This window comes from Enemella dayhoffiae, assembly GCF_002250625.1.
GTDB lineage: Bacteria > Actinomycetota > Actinomycetes > Propionibacteriales > Propionibacteriaceae > Enemella > Enemella dayhoffiae.
Genome location: NZ_NMVQ01000005.1, coordinates 1 through 16,816, shown reverse-complemented (window position 1 = coordinate 16,816; position 16,816 = coordinate 1). Strand labels below are relative to the sequence as shown.

At 68.6% G+C, this 16,816-nt stretch carries 20 protein-coding genes and 1 pseudogene; 13 read left to right on the top strand and 8 right to left on the bottom strand.

What is annotated here, in order from left to right:
* The first annotated feature begins 7 nt into the window (after window positions 1-7).
* The 9 genes from CGZ93_RS04540 (at window position 8) to CGZ93_RS04500 (ending at window position 5,656) form a co-directional block, all read left to right on the top strand.
* The gene (locus CGZ93_RS04540; protein WP_094362972.1) at window positions 8-1,174 is read left to right on the top strand and encodes a DUF418 domain-containing protein; all 1,167 of its coding nucleotides are present in this window, start codon (window positions 8-10) and stop codon (window positions 1,172-1,174) included.
* Window positions 1,175-1,197: 23 nt separating this feature from the next.
* The gene (locus CGZ93_RS04535; RefSeq protein WP_094362971.1) at window positions 1,198-1,719 is read left to right on the top strand and encodes a hypothetical protein; all 522 of its coding nucleotides are present in this window, start codon (window positions 1,198-1,200) and stop codon (window positions 1,717-1,719) included.
* On the top strand, window positions 1,720-2,013 hold the full coding sequence (locus CGZ93_RS04530; protein WP_094362970.1) for a CPBP family intramembrane glutamic endopeptidase: 294 nt from the start codon (window positions 1,720-1,722) through the stop codon (window positions 2,011-2,013). It begins immediately after the preceding gene.
* Between the two features lie 32 nt (window positions 2,014-2,045).
* Window positions 2,046-2,618 (top strand): GTP cyclohydrolase I FolE, encoded by a 573-nt coding sequence (gene folE / locus CGZ93_RS04525; protein WP_094362969.1) that lies wholly within the window; start codon window positions 2,046-2,048, stop codon window positions 2,616-2,618.
* Window positions 2,619-2,666: 48 nt separating this feature from the next.
* Window positions 2,667-3,452, top strand: coding sequence for a dihydropteroate synthase (gene folP, locus CGZ93_RS04520; RefSeq protein ID WP_094363061.1), 786 nt, complete (start codon window positions 2,667-2,669; stop codon window positions 3,450-3,452).
* A gap of 51 nt (window positions 3,453-3,503) precedes the next feature.
* A complete protein-coding gene (gene folB / locus CGZ93_RS04515; protein WP_094362968.1) occupies window positions 3,504-3,860 on the top strand; it encodes a dihydroneopterin aldolase in 357 nt (118 codons plus the stop codon).
* Window positions 3,857-4,411: a 2-amino-4-hydroxy-6-hydroxymethyldihydropteridine diphosphokinase gene (gene folK, locus CGZ93_RS04510; protein ID WP_407643925.1), complete on the top strand. Its 555-nt coding sequence runs from the start codon at window positions 3,857-3,859 to the stop codon at window positions 4,409-4,411. Before folB ends, folK begins: the two co-directional genes overlap by 4 nt.
* Before the next feature lie 2 nt (window positions 4,412-4,413).
* Window positions 4,414-4,914, top strand: coding sequence for a DUF3180 domain-containing protein (locus CGZ93_RS04505; RefSeq protein WP_176451630.1), 501 nt, complete (start codon window positions 4,414-4,416; stop codon window positions 4,912-4,914).
* A 73-nt stretch (window positions 4,915-4,987) separates the two neighbouring features.
* On the top strand, window positions 4,988-5,656 hold the full coding sequence (locus CGZ93_RS04500; protein ID WP_094362965.1) for a hypothetical protein: 669 nt from the start codon (window positions 4,988-4,990) through the stop codon (window positions 5,654-5,656).
* Between the two features lie 31 nt (window positions 5,657-5,687).
* On the opposite strand, the gene CGZ93_RS04495 is transcribed toward CGZ93_RS04500, so the two are convergent.
* The 8 genes from CGZ93_RS04495 to CGZ93_RS04460 all read right to left on the bottom strand — a co-directional run bounded on the left by CGZ93_RS04495 (window position 5,688) and on the right by CGZ93_RS04460 (window position 13,338).
* Complete coding sequence (locus CGZ93_RS04495; RefSeq protein WP_176451629.1) at window positions 5,688-6,827, bottom strand: NADH-quinone oxidoreductase subunit D-related protein; 1,140 nt, start codon at window positions 6,825-6,827, stop codon at window positions 5,688-5,690.
* Window positions 6,824-7,816: a class I SAM-dependent methyltransferase gene (locus CGZ93_RS04490; protein WP_094362963.1), complete on the bottom strand. Its 993-nt coding sequence runs from the start codon at window positions 7,814-7,816 to the stop codon at window positions 6,824-6,826. The genes CGZ93_RS04495 and CGZ93_RS04490 overlap by 4 nt, the downstream gene beginning before the upstream one ends.
* Window positions 7,817-7,898: 82 nt before the next feature.
* Window positions 7,899-8,717 (bottom strand): AAA family ATPase, encoded by an 819-nt coding sequence (locus tag CGZ93_RS04485; protein ID WP_037161208.1) that lies wholly within the window; start codon window positions 8,715-8,717, stop codon window positions 7,899-7,901.
* Window positions 8,714-10,111 carry a Mu transposase C-terminal domain-containing protein gene (locus tag CGZ93_RS04480; RefSeq protein ID WP_094362962.1) on the bottom strand — a complete coding sequence of 466 codons (1,398 nt, stop codon included), beginning with the start codon at window positions 10,109-10,111 and terminating at the stop codon, window positions 8,714-8,716. The genes CGZ93_RS04485 and CGZ93_RS04480 overlap by 4 nt, the downstream gene beginning before the upstream one ends.
* A 7-nt stretch (window positions 10,112-10,118) precedes the next feature.
* Entirely contained in the window at window positions 10,119-10,706 is a 588-nt protein-coding gene (locus CGZ93_RS04475) for a recombinase family protein (RefSeq protein ID WP_006215039.1), read from the bottom strand.
* A 216-nt stretch (window positions 10,707-10,922) separates the two neighbouring features.
* The gene (locus CGZ93_RS04470) at window positions 10,923-11,252 is read right to left on the bottom strand and encodes a DUF3817 domain-containing protein (RefSeq protein WP_141211077.1); all 330 of its coding nucleotides are present in this window, start codon (window positions 11,250-11,252) and stop codon (window positions 10,923-10,925) included.
* The gene (locus tag CGZ93_RS04465) at window positions 11,249-11,821 is read right to left on the bottom strand and encodes a TetR/AcrR family transcriptional regulator (RefSeq protein WP_094362961.1); all 573 of its coding nucleotides are present in this window, start codon (window positions 11,819-11,821) and stop codon (window positions 11,249-11,251) included. Before CGZ93_RS04465 ends, CGZ93_RS04470 begins: the two co-directional genes overlap by 4 nt.
* A gap of 17 nt (window positions 11,822-11,838) precedes the next feature.
* The gene (locus tag CGZ93_RS04460) at window positions 11,839-13,338 is read right to left on the bottom strand and encodes an MFS transporter (protein WP_094362960.1); all 1,500 of its coding nucleotides are present in this window, start codon (window positions 13,336-13,338) and stop codon (window positions 11,839-11,841) included.
* Window positions 13,339-13,670: 332 nt separating this feature from the next.
* On the opposite strand from CGZ93_RS04460, the gene CGZ93_RS04455 reads away from it, so the two are divergent.
* The 4 genes and pseudogenes from CGZ93_RS04455 to CGZ93_RS04440 all read left to right on the top strand — a co-directional run.
* The gene (locus CGZ93_RS04455) at window positions 13,671-14,273 is read left to right on the top strand and encodes a recombinase family protein (RefSeq protein ID WP_017836496.1); all 603 of its coding nucleotides are present in this window, start codon (window positions 13,671-13,673) and stop codon (window positions 14,271-14,273) included.
* Window position 14,274: 1 nt separating this feature from the next.
* A complete protein-coding gene (locus CGZ93_RS04450; protein WP_017836497.1) occupies window positions 14,275-15,675 on the top strand; it encodes a Mu transposase C-terminal domain-containing protein in 1,401 nt (466 codons plus the stop codon).
* The gene (locus tag CGZ93_RS04445; protein WP_094362959.1) at window positions 15,672-16,490 is read left to right on the top strand and encodes an AAA family ATPase; all 819 of its coding nucleotides are present in this window, start codon (window positions 15,672-15,674) and stop codon (window positions 16,488-16,490) included. The genes CGZ93_RS04450 and CGZ93_RS04445 overlap by 4 nt, the downstream gene beginning before the upstream one ends.
* A 187-nt stretch (window positions 16,491-16,677) precedes the next feature.
* Window positions 16,678-16,816, top strand: a pseudogene (locus CGZ93_RS04440) (Cd(II)/Pb(II)-sensing metalloregulatory transcriptional regulator CmtR); the annotation flags it as partial.

Genomic DNA, 16,816 nt, shown 5'->3' with positions numbered 1-16,816 from the left:
AGTTCGGATGAACACCACCTCCCGCCCCCGGGTGGCGGCCCTCGACGTCGCCCGCGGGATCGCGATCGCCGGAACCCTGGCCACCAACATCTGGATCTTCAGCCACGTCGGCGGCCTGATCGGTTATCTGAACCAGCCGACCAGCCTCGGCGCACCCGGCTGGCAGCAGGGAGCCGAACGGTTCGGGATGGCACTGGCGAACGGGAAATTCCTCGGCCTGCTGACGATCATGTTCGGCATCGGGCTGGCGATCCAGGCCGAGTCGGCCCGGCGCCGCGGACATCCCTGGCCCGGCGGCTATCCGGTGCGGGCAGCCCTGCTCTTCGCCGAGGGGTTGCTGCACTACCTGCTGATCGCCGAATTCGACGTGCTGATGGGATATGCGGTGGTGTCGCTGCTGGTCGCCAGGCTGGTGGTCGCCGCGCCGCGGATCCAGCGCGGCTGGATGATCGTCTGCGCGGCCGTGCACACCGCGCTCGTGCTGCTGGGCACCTGGGGGCTGGCGATCGCGGGTCCCGAGGAGCCCCGGCCGTTGGCGCCGAATCCCTACCGCGACGGCAGCTGGTGGGACCTGGTTGAGTTCCGGATCGATAACCTGCTGCTGTTCCGGCTCGAACCGGTGGCCATCTTCACGCTCTCGGTGGCGATGTTCCTGGCCGGCGCGTGGCTGTGGCGTTCCGGAGTGTTCGACGAACGCGGCCTCCGGCTGCGGCGCGGACTGATCGTGGTGGGTGCCGTGGCCGCCGTCGCGGACCTGACCCTGGCCATGCTGTGGCCGCCCTCGATCCTGGTCTGCCGCTATCTGCTGGCCCCGGTGGTGGCGTTCGGGCTGCTCGCCCTGATCGCCCAGCTGGTCCGCACCGGCCGCGGCTGGTGGTCTCGACGCGCCGCCGACGTTGGACGAGTGGCGCTGTCGGCGTACATCCTGCAGAACCTGATCTGCGGGTTTCTGTTCCAGGGCTGGGGGATCGGGCTCAACGCGATGCCGCCCACCCACAGGCTTCCGGTCACCGTTGCGGTCCAGCTGGGCGTCGTCGCGCTGCTGGCCGCTGCGGCGTACGCCTGGAACCGCCGGTTCGGCCGCGGCCCGGTGGAGTGGGTCTGGCACCGCGCCGCCGACCGGATCGCGGCGGGCCTGGGGCTGGGGCGCCAACACCCGGTGGAGGAGGTGTGAGCGCGTCCCTGCGACGGGCTGTCGTGACGACGCCGATTGCGGCTTATGCGGCGGCGATCGGCTGGGTGGCGATTCGGTTTCCCGCCGGGCTGCCCTCCTCGAGTGATCCCGGCGCGAGCTCCCAGCCGGTGTGGGCGACGGTCCTGCCGGCAGCAGTTGCCCTGATCGTCACCCGCTTCCTGCCGCTCCGCCCCGCGTGGGCACCCGAACCATCCACCGACCGGTCTCGGGGATGGGGCCTGGTCATCGTGCTGCTGATGGCTGAGCTCGGTTTCGTGCTGAGCGCCGGGTTGCCAAAATTCAACGCCGAAGCCGACTATCTGCTCTGGAAGGTGCTGCTGCCCGGTGCTCTGCTCTGGTGGGTGGGCCGCCGCCGGCCCTCGCCATCGGTCGACCTGGGGCCGCGGTCGGGCTGGCTGCTCGTGCCGGTGCTGGGATACCTGATCCTCACCCACGTCGGTCCGTGGGCGACGAGAATGGCTGCCCCCGGCGTCGACGCGGTCACCCTGGTTCTCGTGGCCGCGGTGACCGCGCTCACCGCGTGAGTGCTGGAAGAGGTGTTCTTCCGCCGGTGGCTGCAAACCAGGCTGGAGGTACTGAGCGGACCGATCCTCGGGCTGCTGGTCGCGGCGCTGGCGTTCGGGTTGATGCACCTGGGCAGTCACGGGCAGGGCTTGTGGTGGTGGCCCGACCGGGTGGCCGCGGTGGTCGCCCAGCAGGGCGTGGTCGGTCTGCTCCTGGGATACCTGTGGAGCCGCTACCGACGGCTCTGGCCGCCCATCCTGTTGCACATCGGGATCAACGGGCTGCCGGTGCTGGTCTTCCTGAGCGGCGGGTGAGCAACGTCGCTGAGGGCCACTATGCTCCGAGGATGCACGAATTCGACCACGCGCGCGTCAGTGCCGCGGTCCGCGAGATCCTGATCGGCATCGGGGAGGACCCCGACCGGGACGGGCTGAAGGCGACCCCCGATCGGGTGGCGCGGGCGTACGCCGAGATGTTTGCCGGGATGCGGCAAAACCCCGCCGAGATCCTCGGCACGACTTTCGACATCGCCCACGACGAGTTGGTGCTGGTCCGCGACATCGAGGTGTGGAGCTGCTGTGAGCACCACCTGGTGCCGTTCACCGGGGTTGCGCACGTGGGTTACATCCCCGCGCTCGAGGGGCGGGTGACCGGCCTGAGCAAGCTGGCCCGGCTGGTCGACACGTTCGCCAAGCGCCCGCAGGTGCAGGAGCGGCTGACCACCCAGGTCGCCGACGCGCTGGTCGAGCACCTCGACCCGCGCGGGGCGATCGTGGTGTTCGAGTGCGAGCACCTGTGCATGACCATGCGTGGGGTCCGCAAGCCCGGTTCGAAGACGGTGACCAGCGCGGTCCGCGGCCAACTGCTCAACCCGGCCACCCGGGCCGAGGCGATGAGCCTGATCTTCGACGGCCGATAGGCTGCCGGGGTGCCGTTGCCCCTGTTCGCTCCCGCCCCGACCCGGGTGATGGGCATCCTCAACGTCACCCCCGACTCCTTCTCCGACGGAGGAGACTTCTTCGACCATCAGCGCGCGATCGCGCACGGGCTCGCGCTGGTCCGGGCGGGCGCGCACCTGGTCGACGTGGGTGGCGAGTCCACCCGGCCGGGGATTCGGCGCACCGATGAGGCCGAGGAGTTGCGCCGCGTGCTGCCGGTGGTCGAGGCGTTGGCGGCGGCCGGGGTGGTCGTGTCGGTGGACACGATGCGGGCCGAGGTGGCGCGGCAGACCGTACGCCTGGGCGCCGCGGTGATCAACGACGTGTCCGGCGGGCTGGCCGATCCGGAGATGCTGCGGACCGCAGCCGAGCTCGGCGTCCCCTATGTGGCGATGCACTGGCGGGCGCACTCCACCACGATGGCCGCGGCCGCCCGCTATGACGACGTGGTCGCCGAGGTGCGCGCCGAGCTGCTGGATCGGGCGCGGCAGGCGCTGGCGGCCGGGATCGCCGCCGACAACCTGATCCTGGACCCCGGGATCGGGTTCGCCAAGACCGGTGAGCACAACTGGGGCCTCTTGCGGCGGTTGGACGTGTTCGCCGAGCTGGAGTACCCGTTGCTGGTCGGGGTGTCCCGCAAACGGTTCCTCGGTGAGTTGTTGGCCGACGCCTCCGGGCCGCGGCCTCCGCGGGAGCGGGACCAGGCGTCGGTGGCGATCACCACGCTGCTGGCCCGGCAGGGGGTCTGGGCCGTGCGTACCCACTCGGTGCGCGCCCACCGGGACGCGATCGCGGTCGCGGCTCGTTTCCGGTGAGTTTCCCGGCTGCGGCTAGGGTGTGCCTGCGGCGGCAGGGAGGAGGAGACGATGGACCTGATCTCGCTGACCGGGATCACCGGGTTCGGTCATCACGGCGTCTTCGCGCACGAGAAGCGGAACGGGCAGACGTTCATCGTCGACGTCCAGCTGGAGGTCGACCTCGCCGCTGTCGCCTCGAGTGACGACCTGGCCGACACGGTCGACTATGGTCACCTGGCCAACGCCGTCCATGCCGAGATCGGCGGACCCCCGCTCGATACCATCGAGGCACTTGCGGGCCGCATCGCGAACACCTGCCTGGCCGACCAGCGGGTCACCGGGGTCAGGGTCACGGTGCACAAACCCCAGGCCCCCGTAGAGGTTCCGGTGACCGACGTCTCCGTGACCGTGAGCAGGAGCAGATGATGACCCACCCCTTCGCTGTTGATGTCGACACCCTGAGCGGCATGCGCCCCCTGTCCACCGCCGTGTTCGCGCTCGGTTCCAACCTGGGCGACCGGCTGGAGAACCTGCAGGGTGCGCTGACCACCCTGCGCTCCACCCCCGACGTGATCGTCGTCGACGTGTCGCCGGTCTATGAGACCGAACCCGTCGGCGCACCCGAGGGCAGTCCGACCTTCCTGAACGCGGTGGTGGTCACCGAGACCACCCTGCAGCCGCGCACCCTGCTGGAGCGTGCACACGCGATCGAGGACGCCTACGGGCGCAACCGCGTCGAGCTCAACGGCCCGCGCACCCTCGATGTCGACCTGCTGATCGTCGGCAGGCGGGAGGTCTCCGACGAGCACCTCCAGCTGCCGCACCCGCGCGCCCACGAGCGAGCCTTCGTCCTGGTGCCCTGGCACGATGTCGACCCCGGCGCCAGCATCCCGGGCAAGGGGCCGATCGCCGACCTGCTCGCCCAGGTCGACACCTCCGGCGTACGCCGCCGCGACGACCTGACGCTGGAGGACTGAGCTTGGCCGACGAATCGCGGCTGGGGCTGACCCGACCCCGCGACCTCGGCATCGCCGTGCTCGTCGGCGCGGTCGGCGCCTGGCTGTTCGTCCGCAGCCTGGAGTGGCTCACCGGCCAGCCGCCGCAGCTGCCCTGGGTCGGTCCGCTGGTGCTCTGGTTCGTGGTCGCCCTGGTCGCTGGGCTGGCGTACACCACCTGGCGTCGGATCCAGACCCGGCGGGAGCGGATCGAACCCCAGCGTGCGGTCACCTTCCTCGCCTTCGGCAAGGCCAGCGCGGTCGGGGGTGCGGCGATCGCCGGAGGTTATCTGGCGTTCGCGCTGCTGTCGCTGGGACACCTCGAGGCAGAGGCGCCGCAGCAGCGGTTGGTGCGGGGGCTGGTCGCGGCCGTGGCCGGGGTGGGGATCGCGGTGGCCGGGTTGGCGCTGGAACGGGCCTGTCGGGTGCCCGATCCGCCCGAGGAGGATGACGCCTCGGCAACGAACGGTGGTCAGCCCGGCTGACGGTTTGCAACTTCTCAGTTGTCGCCCGCGTTTCTGCGGTCCGGGTCGGGTTCGCAGATCTAGGCTGACGCTCGTGAGCAGCAAGCAGCAGGGCCGGCGCAGCCGGGAAGTTTCGTCCTCGCACCGGCTGACCCAGGTCGTATTGACCGTCGGTACGGTGCTGGCGCTCGCCGCCGCCTTCGGCCCCCTCTGGGTGGCCCGGGTCGGTGTGGTGATCGCGGTCGTGGCCGCACTGCTGTCGGTTCGTTTCGCGCTGGCGGAGGTGCGTCAGGCGCGGGCGCAGCACCTGCGCGAGAAGGTCGACGCGCTGCGGGCGCACGGCGCCCAGCTGTCGGCCGAGCGTACGCAGAATCGCGAGGTGGTGGCCTCGCTGGCCGAGCACAACCACCGGGCCAACCGCCGGATCGTCGAGCTGCAGGGCCGGATCGGCTCCCTGCGCGCCGAGTTGTCAACCCTCAAGGGTGACCACGTCGCGGTGCAGAGCCGGTTGACCCAGCGCGACGAGCAGGTCGCCGAACTGCGCCGGGACCTGGCCACCCGCGAGGCCGAACTGGAGGCGCTGCGCGAGGTGGAGGACTCCGCCGAGGTGCTGGCGATGCCGCGGCACGCCGTGGCCGCCGACTGGGATGCGCTGCCCACCGCCGAGGACCTGTGGTCCGACGGTAACCACCCCACCGTGGTCGACCTGCAGCAACTCGCCTTCCCGCCGGTGGTCGAGGTGGAGGGCAAGAAGCAGGCCTGAGCGCTGCTGCTCGCGCTTTCCCGCTGGCGCGCTATTTGGCGACGTCGCCGATCACATAGCCGACCGACGCCAGGGTCGTCTCGACCTGGTCGGCCGGACAGCCGAGCAGGATGCTCTCCAGCGCCGCCACATGGTGGAAGGACGGGGTCCGCAGTTTCATCCGCCACGGGGTCTTCCCGCCCCGGGAGACCACGCGTACGCCGGCGCGACCGAGCGGTGCCTCCACCGCCGTGAACGTCTCGGCCTCGGGGAGCTTGATGATCTTGGGCAGCTTCACCGCGACCGGGCCGGTCGGCAGCCGCTCGCAGCACGCGGTGATCAGCGCGGCCGAGCGGTCGAGCTCGGCGCTCAGCTGGGCAAAGCGGGATGCGGCGTCGCCGCTGTCGGGGGCCTGCCGGGCGGGAATCAGGGCGGCCAGCTCGGCGTACGCCAGATAGGGCGCGTCCAGCCGGAGGTCCAGGCGTACGCCGCTGGCGCGCGCCAGCGGACCGGAAAGGCCGAAGGAGTCGACCTGTCCGACGGTCACGGGGGTGACGCCGGCGCCGACGGACTGCTCGTCGAGGTGGGCGCGCAGGTCGTTGGCCAGGTCGGCGAGCTCGGCGCAGAGGGCTCGCTCGGCGTCCAGCCAGCCGGTATCGGGGTCGCAGGCGAGGCCGCCGAGGCGGTTGGCCATCGGGTGGATCCGGTTGCCGGTGAGCACGCGGGTCTGTTCGTGCAGGGCCTCCCGGCCGGCCCTGACCCGCGCGGTCAACGGCCCGCTGGTCCGCGCGACCCAGCTCAGGAAGCCGAGGTGGCTGAGCGCGCGGGTGTGCTCGGCCAACAGGGTGCGCAACCAGGTGGCGCGGGCGGGCGGTTCGAGGCGGAGGAGTTCTTCGAAGCACAGCACGGCGGCCAGCTCGCCCGAGAAGGGGGCCTGCCAGTCGTGCCGGTCGGCCAGCATCAGGATCTGCCGCAGATCGCGCACCTCGAACAGCTTTTCCGCACCGCGATGCATCGCCCCGGGCGAGATCCGCGCGCTGGTGATCACATCGTCGGAGGTGCCCAGGTGCAGCTCCAGCAGCCCGGCGCGGGTCGGGTGGTCCAGGCCCAGATCGAGCAGCACCGTGTGGTCGGTCCGCGGCACCCCGGCGGAGAGGGCCCCGACAAGGATGCGTTGCTGCTGCTCGGTCACCGGGTCATTGTGCCAGCGCCCCATTCTGCGTCCCCGCGGCACGCGGCTTCCCCTTGGGTGTGGTGTCCCGCTGTGCACTCTTGATCGCGTGGGGAGATCAGGAGTGCATCGGTCTGGGGTGCCACCTGGTGGGCGATGAGCCAGAAGGGGCCGAAGCGCGCGGGGTCGCGGAGGACGGCGTGCTGGGAGCGGCGGGTGAGTGCATCCAGGCCGGCTCCGGCCGAGGCGGGTTCGGGGAGGTCCATCAACTGGTGCAGGGCGAGGCGACGGCAGCCGAGTTGCTCCACTTCGGCGGCCAGGGAGTCGACCGCCACCGCGGCGGTCAGGTTGGTGCGGTCCGCGTCCTCGGGGGTCGGTGTGACGGCACGCCCGGCCCGGAAGCCCGTGAAGCTGCCCTCGGCGGGGCGGGTCGCCAGGGTGTGGCCGTAGTCGACCGTCACCAGCGTGCTCCCCGCGGGCAGGCGGGCGGCCCACCAGGCCCAGGCGCGGTCGCGGGTACGCCCCACCTCGCGACGTGCTCCGCTCGGCCACCAACGATCCAGCCAGTCGCGGTCCGCGTCTTCGAGTTCGGTCGAACCGTCGCCGAGCACGTGACACGGCAGGTCGTCCAGCCACTCGATCGCGATCAGGAGTACCCGCCCGGACAGTTCCCCGACCAGTTGCGTCAGCTCCCCGGACCAGCACTCGGTCCGAGTGTCCCAGGCCCCCGCCCACCACCGGGGGTCTGCCGGCCCACCCGAAACGGCGGGGGGTCGCAGGTCGACACCGTCCAACCGGGCCGCCGGCCACATCCGCCCCAGTTCGGCGAGCAGGATGCCCTCGCCCGTGCCCACCTCGATCACCCGGTCGGGCGGCTCCACCAGGACGTTGCGGATCGTCTCGGCCAGGGCGGTCGGGCACAGGCTGCTGGGGGTGTCGAAGTGCCCGCTCGGCGCGTTGGTGGCCCAGAAGGCGGAGTCGGACCAGGCGGCGTACCAGTTCGTGGGCACCGGGACAGCCTAGTGAGCGATGCGGCCGACCTGTGACTTCGTCTGCTGAATGGCGGGGTTCTTCGGTCGCTTCGTGGCGGGGTCAGGTGACGCCGATGACCAGGGTGCTCTGTGCGGCTTCGATGACGTCGTTGGTGATGGTGTCGAGTTCGTTGATCTTCAGGACCCGCTGGATCTGGGGGAAGAGGCGTTCGAGGAGCCGGAAGTTGCCGCGGGTGATCCGTGCGATGGCTGCGATGGCTTGGGCGTCGGTGAAGTCGTCGGGGTCGAGGGTCTTGCCGAGGGATCGCCAGTGCCGCTCGAGGACGAACAGCAGTTCGTCTTGTCCCAGGGGCCGGTACTGGTGGGCGAAGCCGACTCGGCTGTAGAACTGGGGGTAGTGGCTGAACTGCTTCTCCAGGCCGGGCATGCCGATCAGGATCAGGGCGATGTCGTCGCGGTCGTAGCGATCGCGCAGCAGTTCCAGAGCGGCGGGACGCAGTCGTTCGGCCTCGTCGACGATGATCAGTTCCACGTAGTTCCTGCCGTGTCGCCATCCCCAGGCCTCGGGAGTGGCCGTGCCGGGAGGTACGAGGTGCTGCTCGATGCACATGTTGGTGCGGGTGATGGCTTGGGTCAGCTCGTCCTTCAGGGTCCGCGGGGTGGTGAGCACGCTGGGGGTGTAGAGCACGGTGCGGCTCCGGTTCAAGGCGGCGTAGATCTTGGCGTCGTTGTCGGAGCGCGGCCCCCAGTAGGTCAGCAGGTCGTGAGCCTTCTCGTAGTGTGCGTAGCGGCGCGCGGAGAGTGTCTTTCCTACGCCGGCTGATCCGAAGCACAAACCGATGGTGTGCCCGCGGCGCACGGCGTCGGCGAACTCGGTGAAGCGGCGGTGCTCCTTGGTGACGATGAAGCGCTGGCTCACCTGAGGTCCTCCTTGTAGATCTTCAACGCCGACCTCGGCGCCGGAGTCGGTGCTTCGGTGATCCGTGGTGTCTCGGTAGGTGCGGCCACGAGGGCGATGCGTTCGTTGATGCCGGCTCGCAGCGCTCGGCGGCGGGCGTTGCGCGCGGCCTGGATCTCCTTGAGGCTGACCTTCTGGTCGTGGTGTTCTTGGTTGACGGCCTTGCAGACGAATTCGTCGTGATCGAAGACGCGGATTTCGGTGATGTCGCGGGGGTCGTAGCGGATCACGACCGAGCGTCCGACGTAGCCGGCCAGAGTTGGCGAGACGTAGCGCAGGCCCTGGAAGCGGATGCCATCGCGGCGCACGACGCGGGTCTTGGCGACGGTCAACAGCAGTCTGTCGAGGTCTTCCAGGGTCTCGGGCATTCGGGGCAGCCAGCCATCGGCGATCCACGCGCTGCGCGGGGAGGTTCCGAGCTCGCTGTGCGTGCGGTCGTTGTAGGTGGCCACGAACGCCTCCAGGGCGCTATCGAGGGCGGCCAGGGACAGCTTCGGTGTCGGCCAGGGGTGCCCTTCGGTGATGTGTCCGGGCAGGGTGGCGAGTAGCTCGGTGTTGATGGTGCCGAAGAACCGCTCGATCTTGCCCCGTCCCTGGGGTCGGGCGACGGTGGAGTGGATCAATCGGATGTGGAGGTCGACGGCGGTGTGGGCGAGCTGGTCACTGGTGAAGTCGCTGCCGTGGTCGACGTAGAGCACGTCGGGCAGGCCGCACATCGGCCAGGCCGGGTCGGTCTTGTGCCAGATCGCTTGGCGCAGCGCCAGGGCGGTGTTCATCGCCGACGGTGCGCCCAGGAAGACTGTGTAGCCGCAGACCGCCCGGGAGCAGTCGTCGAGGATCGTTGTCAGCCATGGCCGTGCGGGCTTGCCGTCGGTGCCCACCACCAGGATGTCGAGCATGGTGTGATCGGATTGCCACATCGCGTTGGGCAGCTCTGCTTGCCGGCGTAGCACCAGCTCGTGCTTGTCGCGGTAGGACGCTGCGCCCTCCAGGGCGAGGGTGACCATGCCGGGATCCAGGGTCCGCACGATGTCCCACACCACCGAGTAGGAGGGGACCGGCCACCTCCGGGCGGCGCAGATGCCCGTGACTTTGCGATGGATCGTGGCGATGGCCGGCCGCGGCTTGCTCAGTGCCAGGCCCTCGATCAGGTCGACGAGGTCGGGCGGAAGGCGGCGGGAGCCGGCGTCCGCTCGTGAGGCTGTCTCCAGTCCGGCGTAGCCGTCGGCGCGGTAGCGGGCGTGCCAGCGCTCCAGGGTCCGCAGCCCTACATCGGTCTCGCGAGCTAAGCGCGCGAGGGGCACCTGGTCCTCGACGTGGAGCCTGAGGATTCGCCACCGCGCTCGAGCGTCCACGACGCACCTACTGCAAGGCGTTCTCGCGCCCGCGCTCGGCGCGCTGAAGGGCGCGGTAGACCGTGGAGCGGCCCACGCTGAACAGCTCGGCCAGCTCGCCCACGGTGTGCTCGTCGGCAGCATGTAGCTGGACGAGGTGAGCTTCTTGCCGGGGGGTGAGTTTCGGTGACTTCCCGCGCAGCCGGCCCTTGGCCTTGGCGACCTTCATCCCCTCGCGGGTGCGGGCACGGATGAGGTCGGCTTCGAACTCGGCGACCATCGCCAGCACGTTGAACAACAGTTTCCCCATCGGGTCGGTCGGGTCGTACACCGATCCGGCGATGCTCAGCTTCACTTCCCGCGCCGCGAGGTCGTCGGCGATCTGGTGGGCATCACGGACCGAACGCGCCAGCCGATCGAGCTTGGTGACCACGAACGTATCGCCGTCCCGACAGGCAGCCAGCGCCTGCCGCAGGCCCTCACGGTCGGCGTTGCGGCCCGTGAGCCCGTGATCGACGTAGATGCGCTTGGGATCGACGCCGAACGCCGCGAGTCCGTCACGCTGCGCAGTCAGGTCCTGCTCGTCGGTGGAGACTCGGGCATAGCCGACCTTCAAGGGGGACATGCTCCCCAGTGTGTCATATAGCCTCCCTTCACCGGACAGTTCACCGGACGGGTCTTACGGGACAGCCCGCCTGTGACCTTCGCCGGTAAATGGCGGTGTTCTGTCGATGCTCCGTGGCGGCTTTAGTTGGTGGTACCGATGACAAGCGTGGTCTGGCCGTCCGTGGTCGAGAGTCCTGCCGCCGATGCGAGGGCGGCAGTGTCATCGTCAGCAGCTGAGGTGTCCTCGTCGACGTAGCCAGATCTCCAGGGGAATGGTCGTCAGTGGCGGTACCGCGGCGATGATCGAGAGAGCTGTGACCCGCCATGGCCACCGCAGGGTGATGGCGGTGATGAGCGCTATGGCGAGGTAGATGAGGAACATGCCGCCGTGCAGGGCGCCGAAGATGCTGACACCGACGTCGGTTGTGCCCGTCACGTACTTGAGGAACATCCCCGCGAGCAGACCAGCCCAGGTGAAGGCTTCGAGAAAGGCCGCGACGATGGAGACTCTTGCCACAAGCGGAAGTCCATAACGCTGCTGGGTGCTTACGCTCATTGGTTCGCCTCGTTGCTCGGGAGTTCGTCTGCGTCCGCGACGGAGCGGGCGAGGTGCTCTGCCAGCGCGGCGCGCAGCTTGTGGTGTAGTGGGATCGCGCCGACGGATTCGCTGAGCCAAAGACCGTCGGCAGCGAGGTAGGCGACCATCTTCTGCAGTGCCCGAGGGTCGGTCGGGTCGATGCTGGCGGGGTCGGGGACCCAGCGAGTGATGACTCGTTTCCACGGCTTGCTGAGCTCGCTGTCGGTGCTCGCTTCGAGCATAAGCAGTAACTCCGCGCCGGTGGCGCCGCGGGCGCTGACTCGGGCATAGGCGGCGAGTCGCTCATCCTGCGATGCCTCATCCGGGTCCTTGCCCAGTGCGTGGATCATCTCCTCGTCCCAGTGCTGGGCTTGATGTTCGTGCAGCGCGAGCATCATGGCGTCCTTCGAGGGGAAGTGGTAGAGCAGCCCGCCTTTGGTGAGTCCGGAGGCGGCGGCGACGGATTCGTACGTGAGCGCCGTGACGCCGTCGGTCTCGACAACGCTGAGGGCGGCCTTGAGGATCGTGTCCCGTTTACTGGTCCGCATGGGCGGTCCTTTCTCGGTCAGTGCTCGGAGTGCAGCTGTGACTGGGTGCCAGGCAGGTACCGGCGCAGAAGCACTCCGGTGATGACTGCGCCCACCGCGAGAACGACTGCGACGACCAGCATCACAACGAGGTAGGCGGAGTCGAAAGCCGTCGCCGCCGCCTGGAGGATCTCTGCGTCACCCTGCGCAGCAGCCTGTGCCTCAGCGATGCTGTTGCCAGCCGCGTCCGGGGCGCCGTCGGGTAGAACGACGCGGGCGCTGTAGATAGCCGTGAGCAGGCTCCCGAGCACGGACACTGCAATGAGGCTGCCGAACTCGTAGGAGACTTCTTCGATCGAGGCGGCCATGCCTGCTCGGCGCACCGGCACGTTCCCGATAATCGCGGTGGAGGCGACCGCCAAGGCGGCTCCGATACCAGCTCCGGTCAACAGCAGTCCGAGGATCAGCACGCCGAAGGACGACTGGAATCCGATGACCGTCACCACGACGCCGCCGGTGGCGAAGGCGAGACCGCCGGTGATGAGCGCGAGCAGTCCGGTGCGGTGCAGGAACGCGCCCCCCAGGAGCGCTGTCGGCAACGTGCCCACGGCGATCGCGGCGACCAAGAGCCCAGCTTCCAGCGGGCTGAATCCGGCGACCTGCTGGAATCGCTGCGTGGTGACGAGCTGGATGCCCCCGATCGCGAACATCGCGAACGACGCGGCCAGCACTCCGGCAGTGAACGCCGGGTTGCCGAAGATGGAGAACTCCAACAGAGGTTGCTCCATACCTCGCTGACGGCGCACGAACAGCCAGAACCCGATGGCAGCAACGAGCAGCGCAACAATGATGGTCGTTGCCGAGGGCGGCGCGTGGCCGATCTCTTTGATGGCCATCACCGTTCCGACAAGCCCGATCATCACCAAGATCGAGGAGATGGCATCCCATCGCTTCGAGGGATCCGGGTCGTTGGCCGGGCGGATCAGCCAGGTAGCGACCAGCGCCAGCACCACAACGGGCACGTTGATCAAGAACACCGAGCCCCACCAGAAGAACTCAAGGAGTGTGCCGCCAATAATCGGGCCGAGGGCGAACGCGATGACCGACATACTTCCCCAGACCGCGATGGCGATATTGCGCTCACGCTCGACCGTGAAAGTGGTGCGGATCAGCGCCAGGGTGGCCGGCATCATCGCTGCCGCACCGACAGCGAGCACAGCACGCGCAGCGATCAGGACCTCGGGTGACGGAGCGAACGCTGCCAGCAGGGAAGCCAGTCCGAAGATCACCAGACCGACAACAAACATCCGCGTGTGGCCGATGCGATCCCCCAGGGTTCCGCTGCCCAGCAACAGCCCCGCCATCACCAGGGGGTAGGCATTGATGATCCAGAGGTTCTGTGTGTTCGAAGCCTGCAGTTCCTCAGTCAGCGTCGGCAGGGCCGTGTAGAGAATCGAGTTATCCAAGGTGATCAGCAGCAGACCTGCTCCAACCGTCACCAGCAGCGACCAGCGTCGCCTCTTCGTCATCGCGGACATGCGCGTCTTCCCCTCGTCGTGAACGACATAACTGTACCGGATGGATGGTGTAGTTAAGTCGACGGAGGGAGAGACTCACGGCGCGCGCTATGCATGGCGTGCGGGCGGCGAAGCTTGGAAGGTTTTAGAGCGAAGGCGCGGCACTTCGATGCAGGCAAAACCGGACGAGCTGGTGCCTCAGTTGGGTACAGGTTTATGAGACTTTCAGCGGGTGGTCGGCCTCAGGTTCGCTTCCTGCGTGAACGCGCTCTCGGGATTGTCTTGCGAAGTCGTCTCGACGGAAAGTGCCTCAAGGCGGTGACTTCCAGGACTTTCTGCACCATGCTGGGGGTATGAGGCTTCTGGGATATACGCGGGTGAGCACGGCGACGCAGGACGCGCAGCTGCAAGTCGATGCGCTGGTGGAGGGCGGGGTGCAGAAGCGGGACGTGTTCTCCGATGTGACCTCGGGTAGCCGGACCGCGATCGAGCGACCGGGGATGAAACGTCTGCTGGACTACGCCGAGGACGGCGACACGGTGGTGGTGTGGCGCATCGACCGGCTGGGCCGGTCCCTGCTCGACGTCCTGAATACGGTCACGCTGCTGCGCGGCCAGGGCGTGAAGATCAGATCGGTCTCGGACGGGATCGACCCGGAGACGACATCGGGCCGGATGATGCTGGGCATGCTCGCGACCCTGGCCGAGTATGAGCGCGAGCTGATCACCGAACGCGTCAATGCGGGGATCGCCGCGGCGAAGCAGAACGGCACCCGCTTCGGCCGACCCCCGGTCGACCCGGCCGTGATCGCGGAGAAGCTCGAAATCGCGGGCGATGCCCGCGCGAAGGGCCGCACCGCCGAGGACGCCGCCCGACTCGTCGGCTGGTCCCGGGCGACGCTCTATCGCCATCGGCAGGCGGCCCGTGCCCGCGAGGCCGTCGCCGAGCAGGTGTGAGGTGGACGGGCCGGCGCGGTGGCGCATCCTGCGGCTGCACGTCGAGGACGGTATCCCGCTGAGCGCCCTGGCCCGGGAGACCGGGATCAGCCTGCGCACCCTGGAGCGCTGGCACGCCCGCTACCGTGCCGACGGGTACGCGGGCCTGGAGACAGGCCAGCGCTCGGACGCCGGCGCCCACCATCTGCCCAGGGAGCTCGTGCGGTTGATCGAGGGCCTGGCGCTCAGCAAGCCCCGGCCCGCGATCGCCACGATCCACCGCAAGGTCACCGACATCTGCGGTACCCGAGGGTGGCCGGTGCCTTCCTACGGGGTGGTCCGCTCGATCGCGGGTGCCCTCGATCCGGGCATGGTCACCCTCGCCCTGGAGGGCGCGGCGTCCTACCGGGACAAGCACGAACTGGTGCTGCGCCGGCACGCCGAGCAACCGAATGCGATGTGGCAAAGTGACCACACGCTGCTCGACATTCTCGTGGTGGGCACCGACGGCAAACCAGTCCGCCCCTGGCTGACGACGATCCTCGATGACTGCTCCCGCGCGATCTGCGGCTACACCGTCTTCCTGGGTGCGCCGTCCGCGATGAACACCGCCCTGGCGCTGCGGCAGGCTATCTGGCACAAGAGCGACCCCGCGTGGCCGATGTGCGGGCTGCCGGACGTGCTCTATGTCGACCACGGCAGTGACTTCATCAGCCGCCACCTCGCCGGCACCGCTGTTGACCTGCACATCCGGCTGATCCACTCCACCGTCGCCCGTCCCCAGGGCCGGGGCAAGATCGAGCGGTTCTTCGGCACCGTCAACACCGAGCTTCTCGCTGACCTGCCCGGCCACATCACCGAGGGCCATCCCGCGCCGACGCCGAAGCTGTCCCTGGCCGAGCTCGACAGCGCGGTGGAGGGGTTCGTGGCCACCTACAACGACCGGACCCACAGCGAGCTCGGCGCCTCGCCGCGCACCGCGTGGATCGCCGAGGGCTGGCTGCCGCGCATGCCCGAGAGCCTGGAAGACCTCGACGGGCTGCTGCTCACGGTCGCCCAGTCCCGGGTGGTGCGCCGTGATGGCATCCGCTTCCAGGGGCTGCGCTACGTCTCCCCGACGCTGGCCGGCTACGTCGGACGGCCGGTGGTGATCCGCTACGACCCGCGCGATATCACTGAGATCCGCGTGTTCGACCACGACGAGTTCCTGTGCAAGGCCGTCAACCAGGACCATCACGACGAGAAGATCAGTCTCAAGGAGATCCAGGCTGCCCGCAACGCGCGCCGTCGCGCCCTGCGCCAAGGCATCAATGAACGCATTGCCGTCGTAGCCGCGCACACCACTGAGACGCCATCGACAGCCGAGCCGCCAGCCCCAGCACCGAAGCGGAAGCTGAAAGTCTACAAGGAGGACTTGAGGTGAGCCAGCGCTTCATCGTGACCAAAGAGCACCGCCGCTTCACCGAGTTCGCCGACGCTGTCCGCCGCGGCCACACCATCGGTCTGTGCTTCGGACCGGCCGGGGTGGGCAAGACACTCTCCGCGCGCCGCCACGCCCACTGGGAGAAGGCCTATGACCTGCTGACCTATTGGGGTCCGCGCGCCGACAGCGACGCCAAGATCTACGCCGCCCTCGCTCGGAGTCGTACCGTGCTCTACACCCCCAGCGTGCTCACCACCCCACGGGTGCTGAAGGATGAACTCGACCAGGCGATCACCCGCACCAATATCTGCATCGAGCAGCATCTGGAGGCAGTCGGTCAGATCACCCCGCAGACGTGGGGCCGACGGCACGGCAGGAACCACGTGCAGCTGGTCATCGTCGATGAGTCCGAACGGCTCCGCCCCACCGCGCTGGAGCTGCTGCGCGATCGCTACGACCGCGACAACATCGCCTTGATCCTGATCGGCATGCCCGGCCTGGAGAAGCAGTTCAGCCACTACCCGCAGTTCTACAGTCGTGTCGGCTTCGCCCACCAATACCGGCCCCTGGGCACGGACGAGCTGCTGTTCGTCCTCCAGCGCCACTGGCGCTCCCTGGGCAAGACCCTCGACCCCGAGGACTTCACCGACGCGCAAGCCATCGCTTCCATCACCCGCATCACCCGCGGGAACTTCCGACTGCTGGAGCGGCTCTTCCCGCAGATCGAGCGCGTCCTGAAGATCAACGAGCTCGACACCATCACCAACGACGTCATCGAAGCCGCCGCCAGCACCCTCGTCATCGGCACCACCTGAACAAAGACCGCCACTGAGCATCGACAGAACACCGCCATTTAACAGCGAAAGTCACACAGCCCGCCAGGCGTGCCGTCGTTCCTCTCGATAAGTAGCGGTGGTGTCCGGTGAGGGTTCCCCTTACGGGCATGCGATCTGGGCTGACGCCTGTGACCGAGTGTTCAGTGCGCGTTGTATAGTTCAGTCCATGCTGACTATTGCTTCGCGTCTCGACGTGATGAACCGCCTGGGTCGTGCACTGGCCGACCCCACTCGATCCCGGATCATCTTGACCCTGCTCGACCATCCCGCTTACCCGGCGGAACTGGCCCGAGATCTGGACCTGA

Excerpts from the sequence above, each read along its gene's own strand:
- folB (WP_094362968.1), top strand. The coding sequence starts at position 3,504 with ATGGACCTGATCTCGCTGACCGGGATCACCGGGTTCGGTCATCACGGC.
- CGZ93_RS04540 (WP_094362972.1), top strand. The coding sequence starts at position 8 with ATGAACACCACCTCCCGCCCCCGGGTGGCGGCCCTCGACGTCGCCCGC.
- CGZ93_RS04455 (WP_017836496.1), top strand. The coding sequence starts at position 13,671 with ATGAGGCTTCTGGGATATACGCGGGTGAGCACGGCGACGCAGGACGCG.
- folP (WP_094363061.1), top strand. The coding sequence starts at position 2,667 with ATGGGCATCCTCAACGTCACCCCCGACTCCTTCTCCGACGGAGGAGAC.
- folK (WP_407643925.1), top strand. The coding sequence starts at position 3,857 with ATGATGACCCACCCCTTCGCTGTTGATGTCGACACCCTGAGCGGCATG.
- CGZ93_RS04470 (WP_141211077.1), bottom strand. The coding sequence starts at position 11,252 with ATGAGCGTAAGCACCCAGCAGCGTTATGGACTTCCGCTTGTGGCAAGA.
- CGZ93_RS04460 (WP_094362960.1), bottom strand. The coding sequence starts at position 13,338 with ATGTCCGCGATGACGAAGAGGCGACGCTGGTCGCTGCTGGTGACGGTT.
- folE (WP_094362969.1), top strand. The coding sequence starts at position 2,046 with ATGCACGAATTCGACCACGCGCGCGTCAGTGCCGCGGTCCGCGAGATC.
- CGZ93_RS04465 (WP_094362961.1), bottom strand. The coding sequence starts at position 11,821 with ATGCGGACCAGTAAACGGGACACGATCCTCAAGGCCGCCCTCAGCGTT.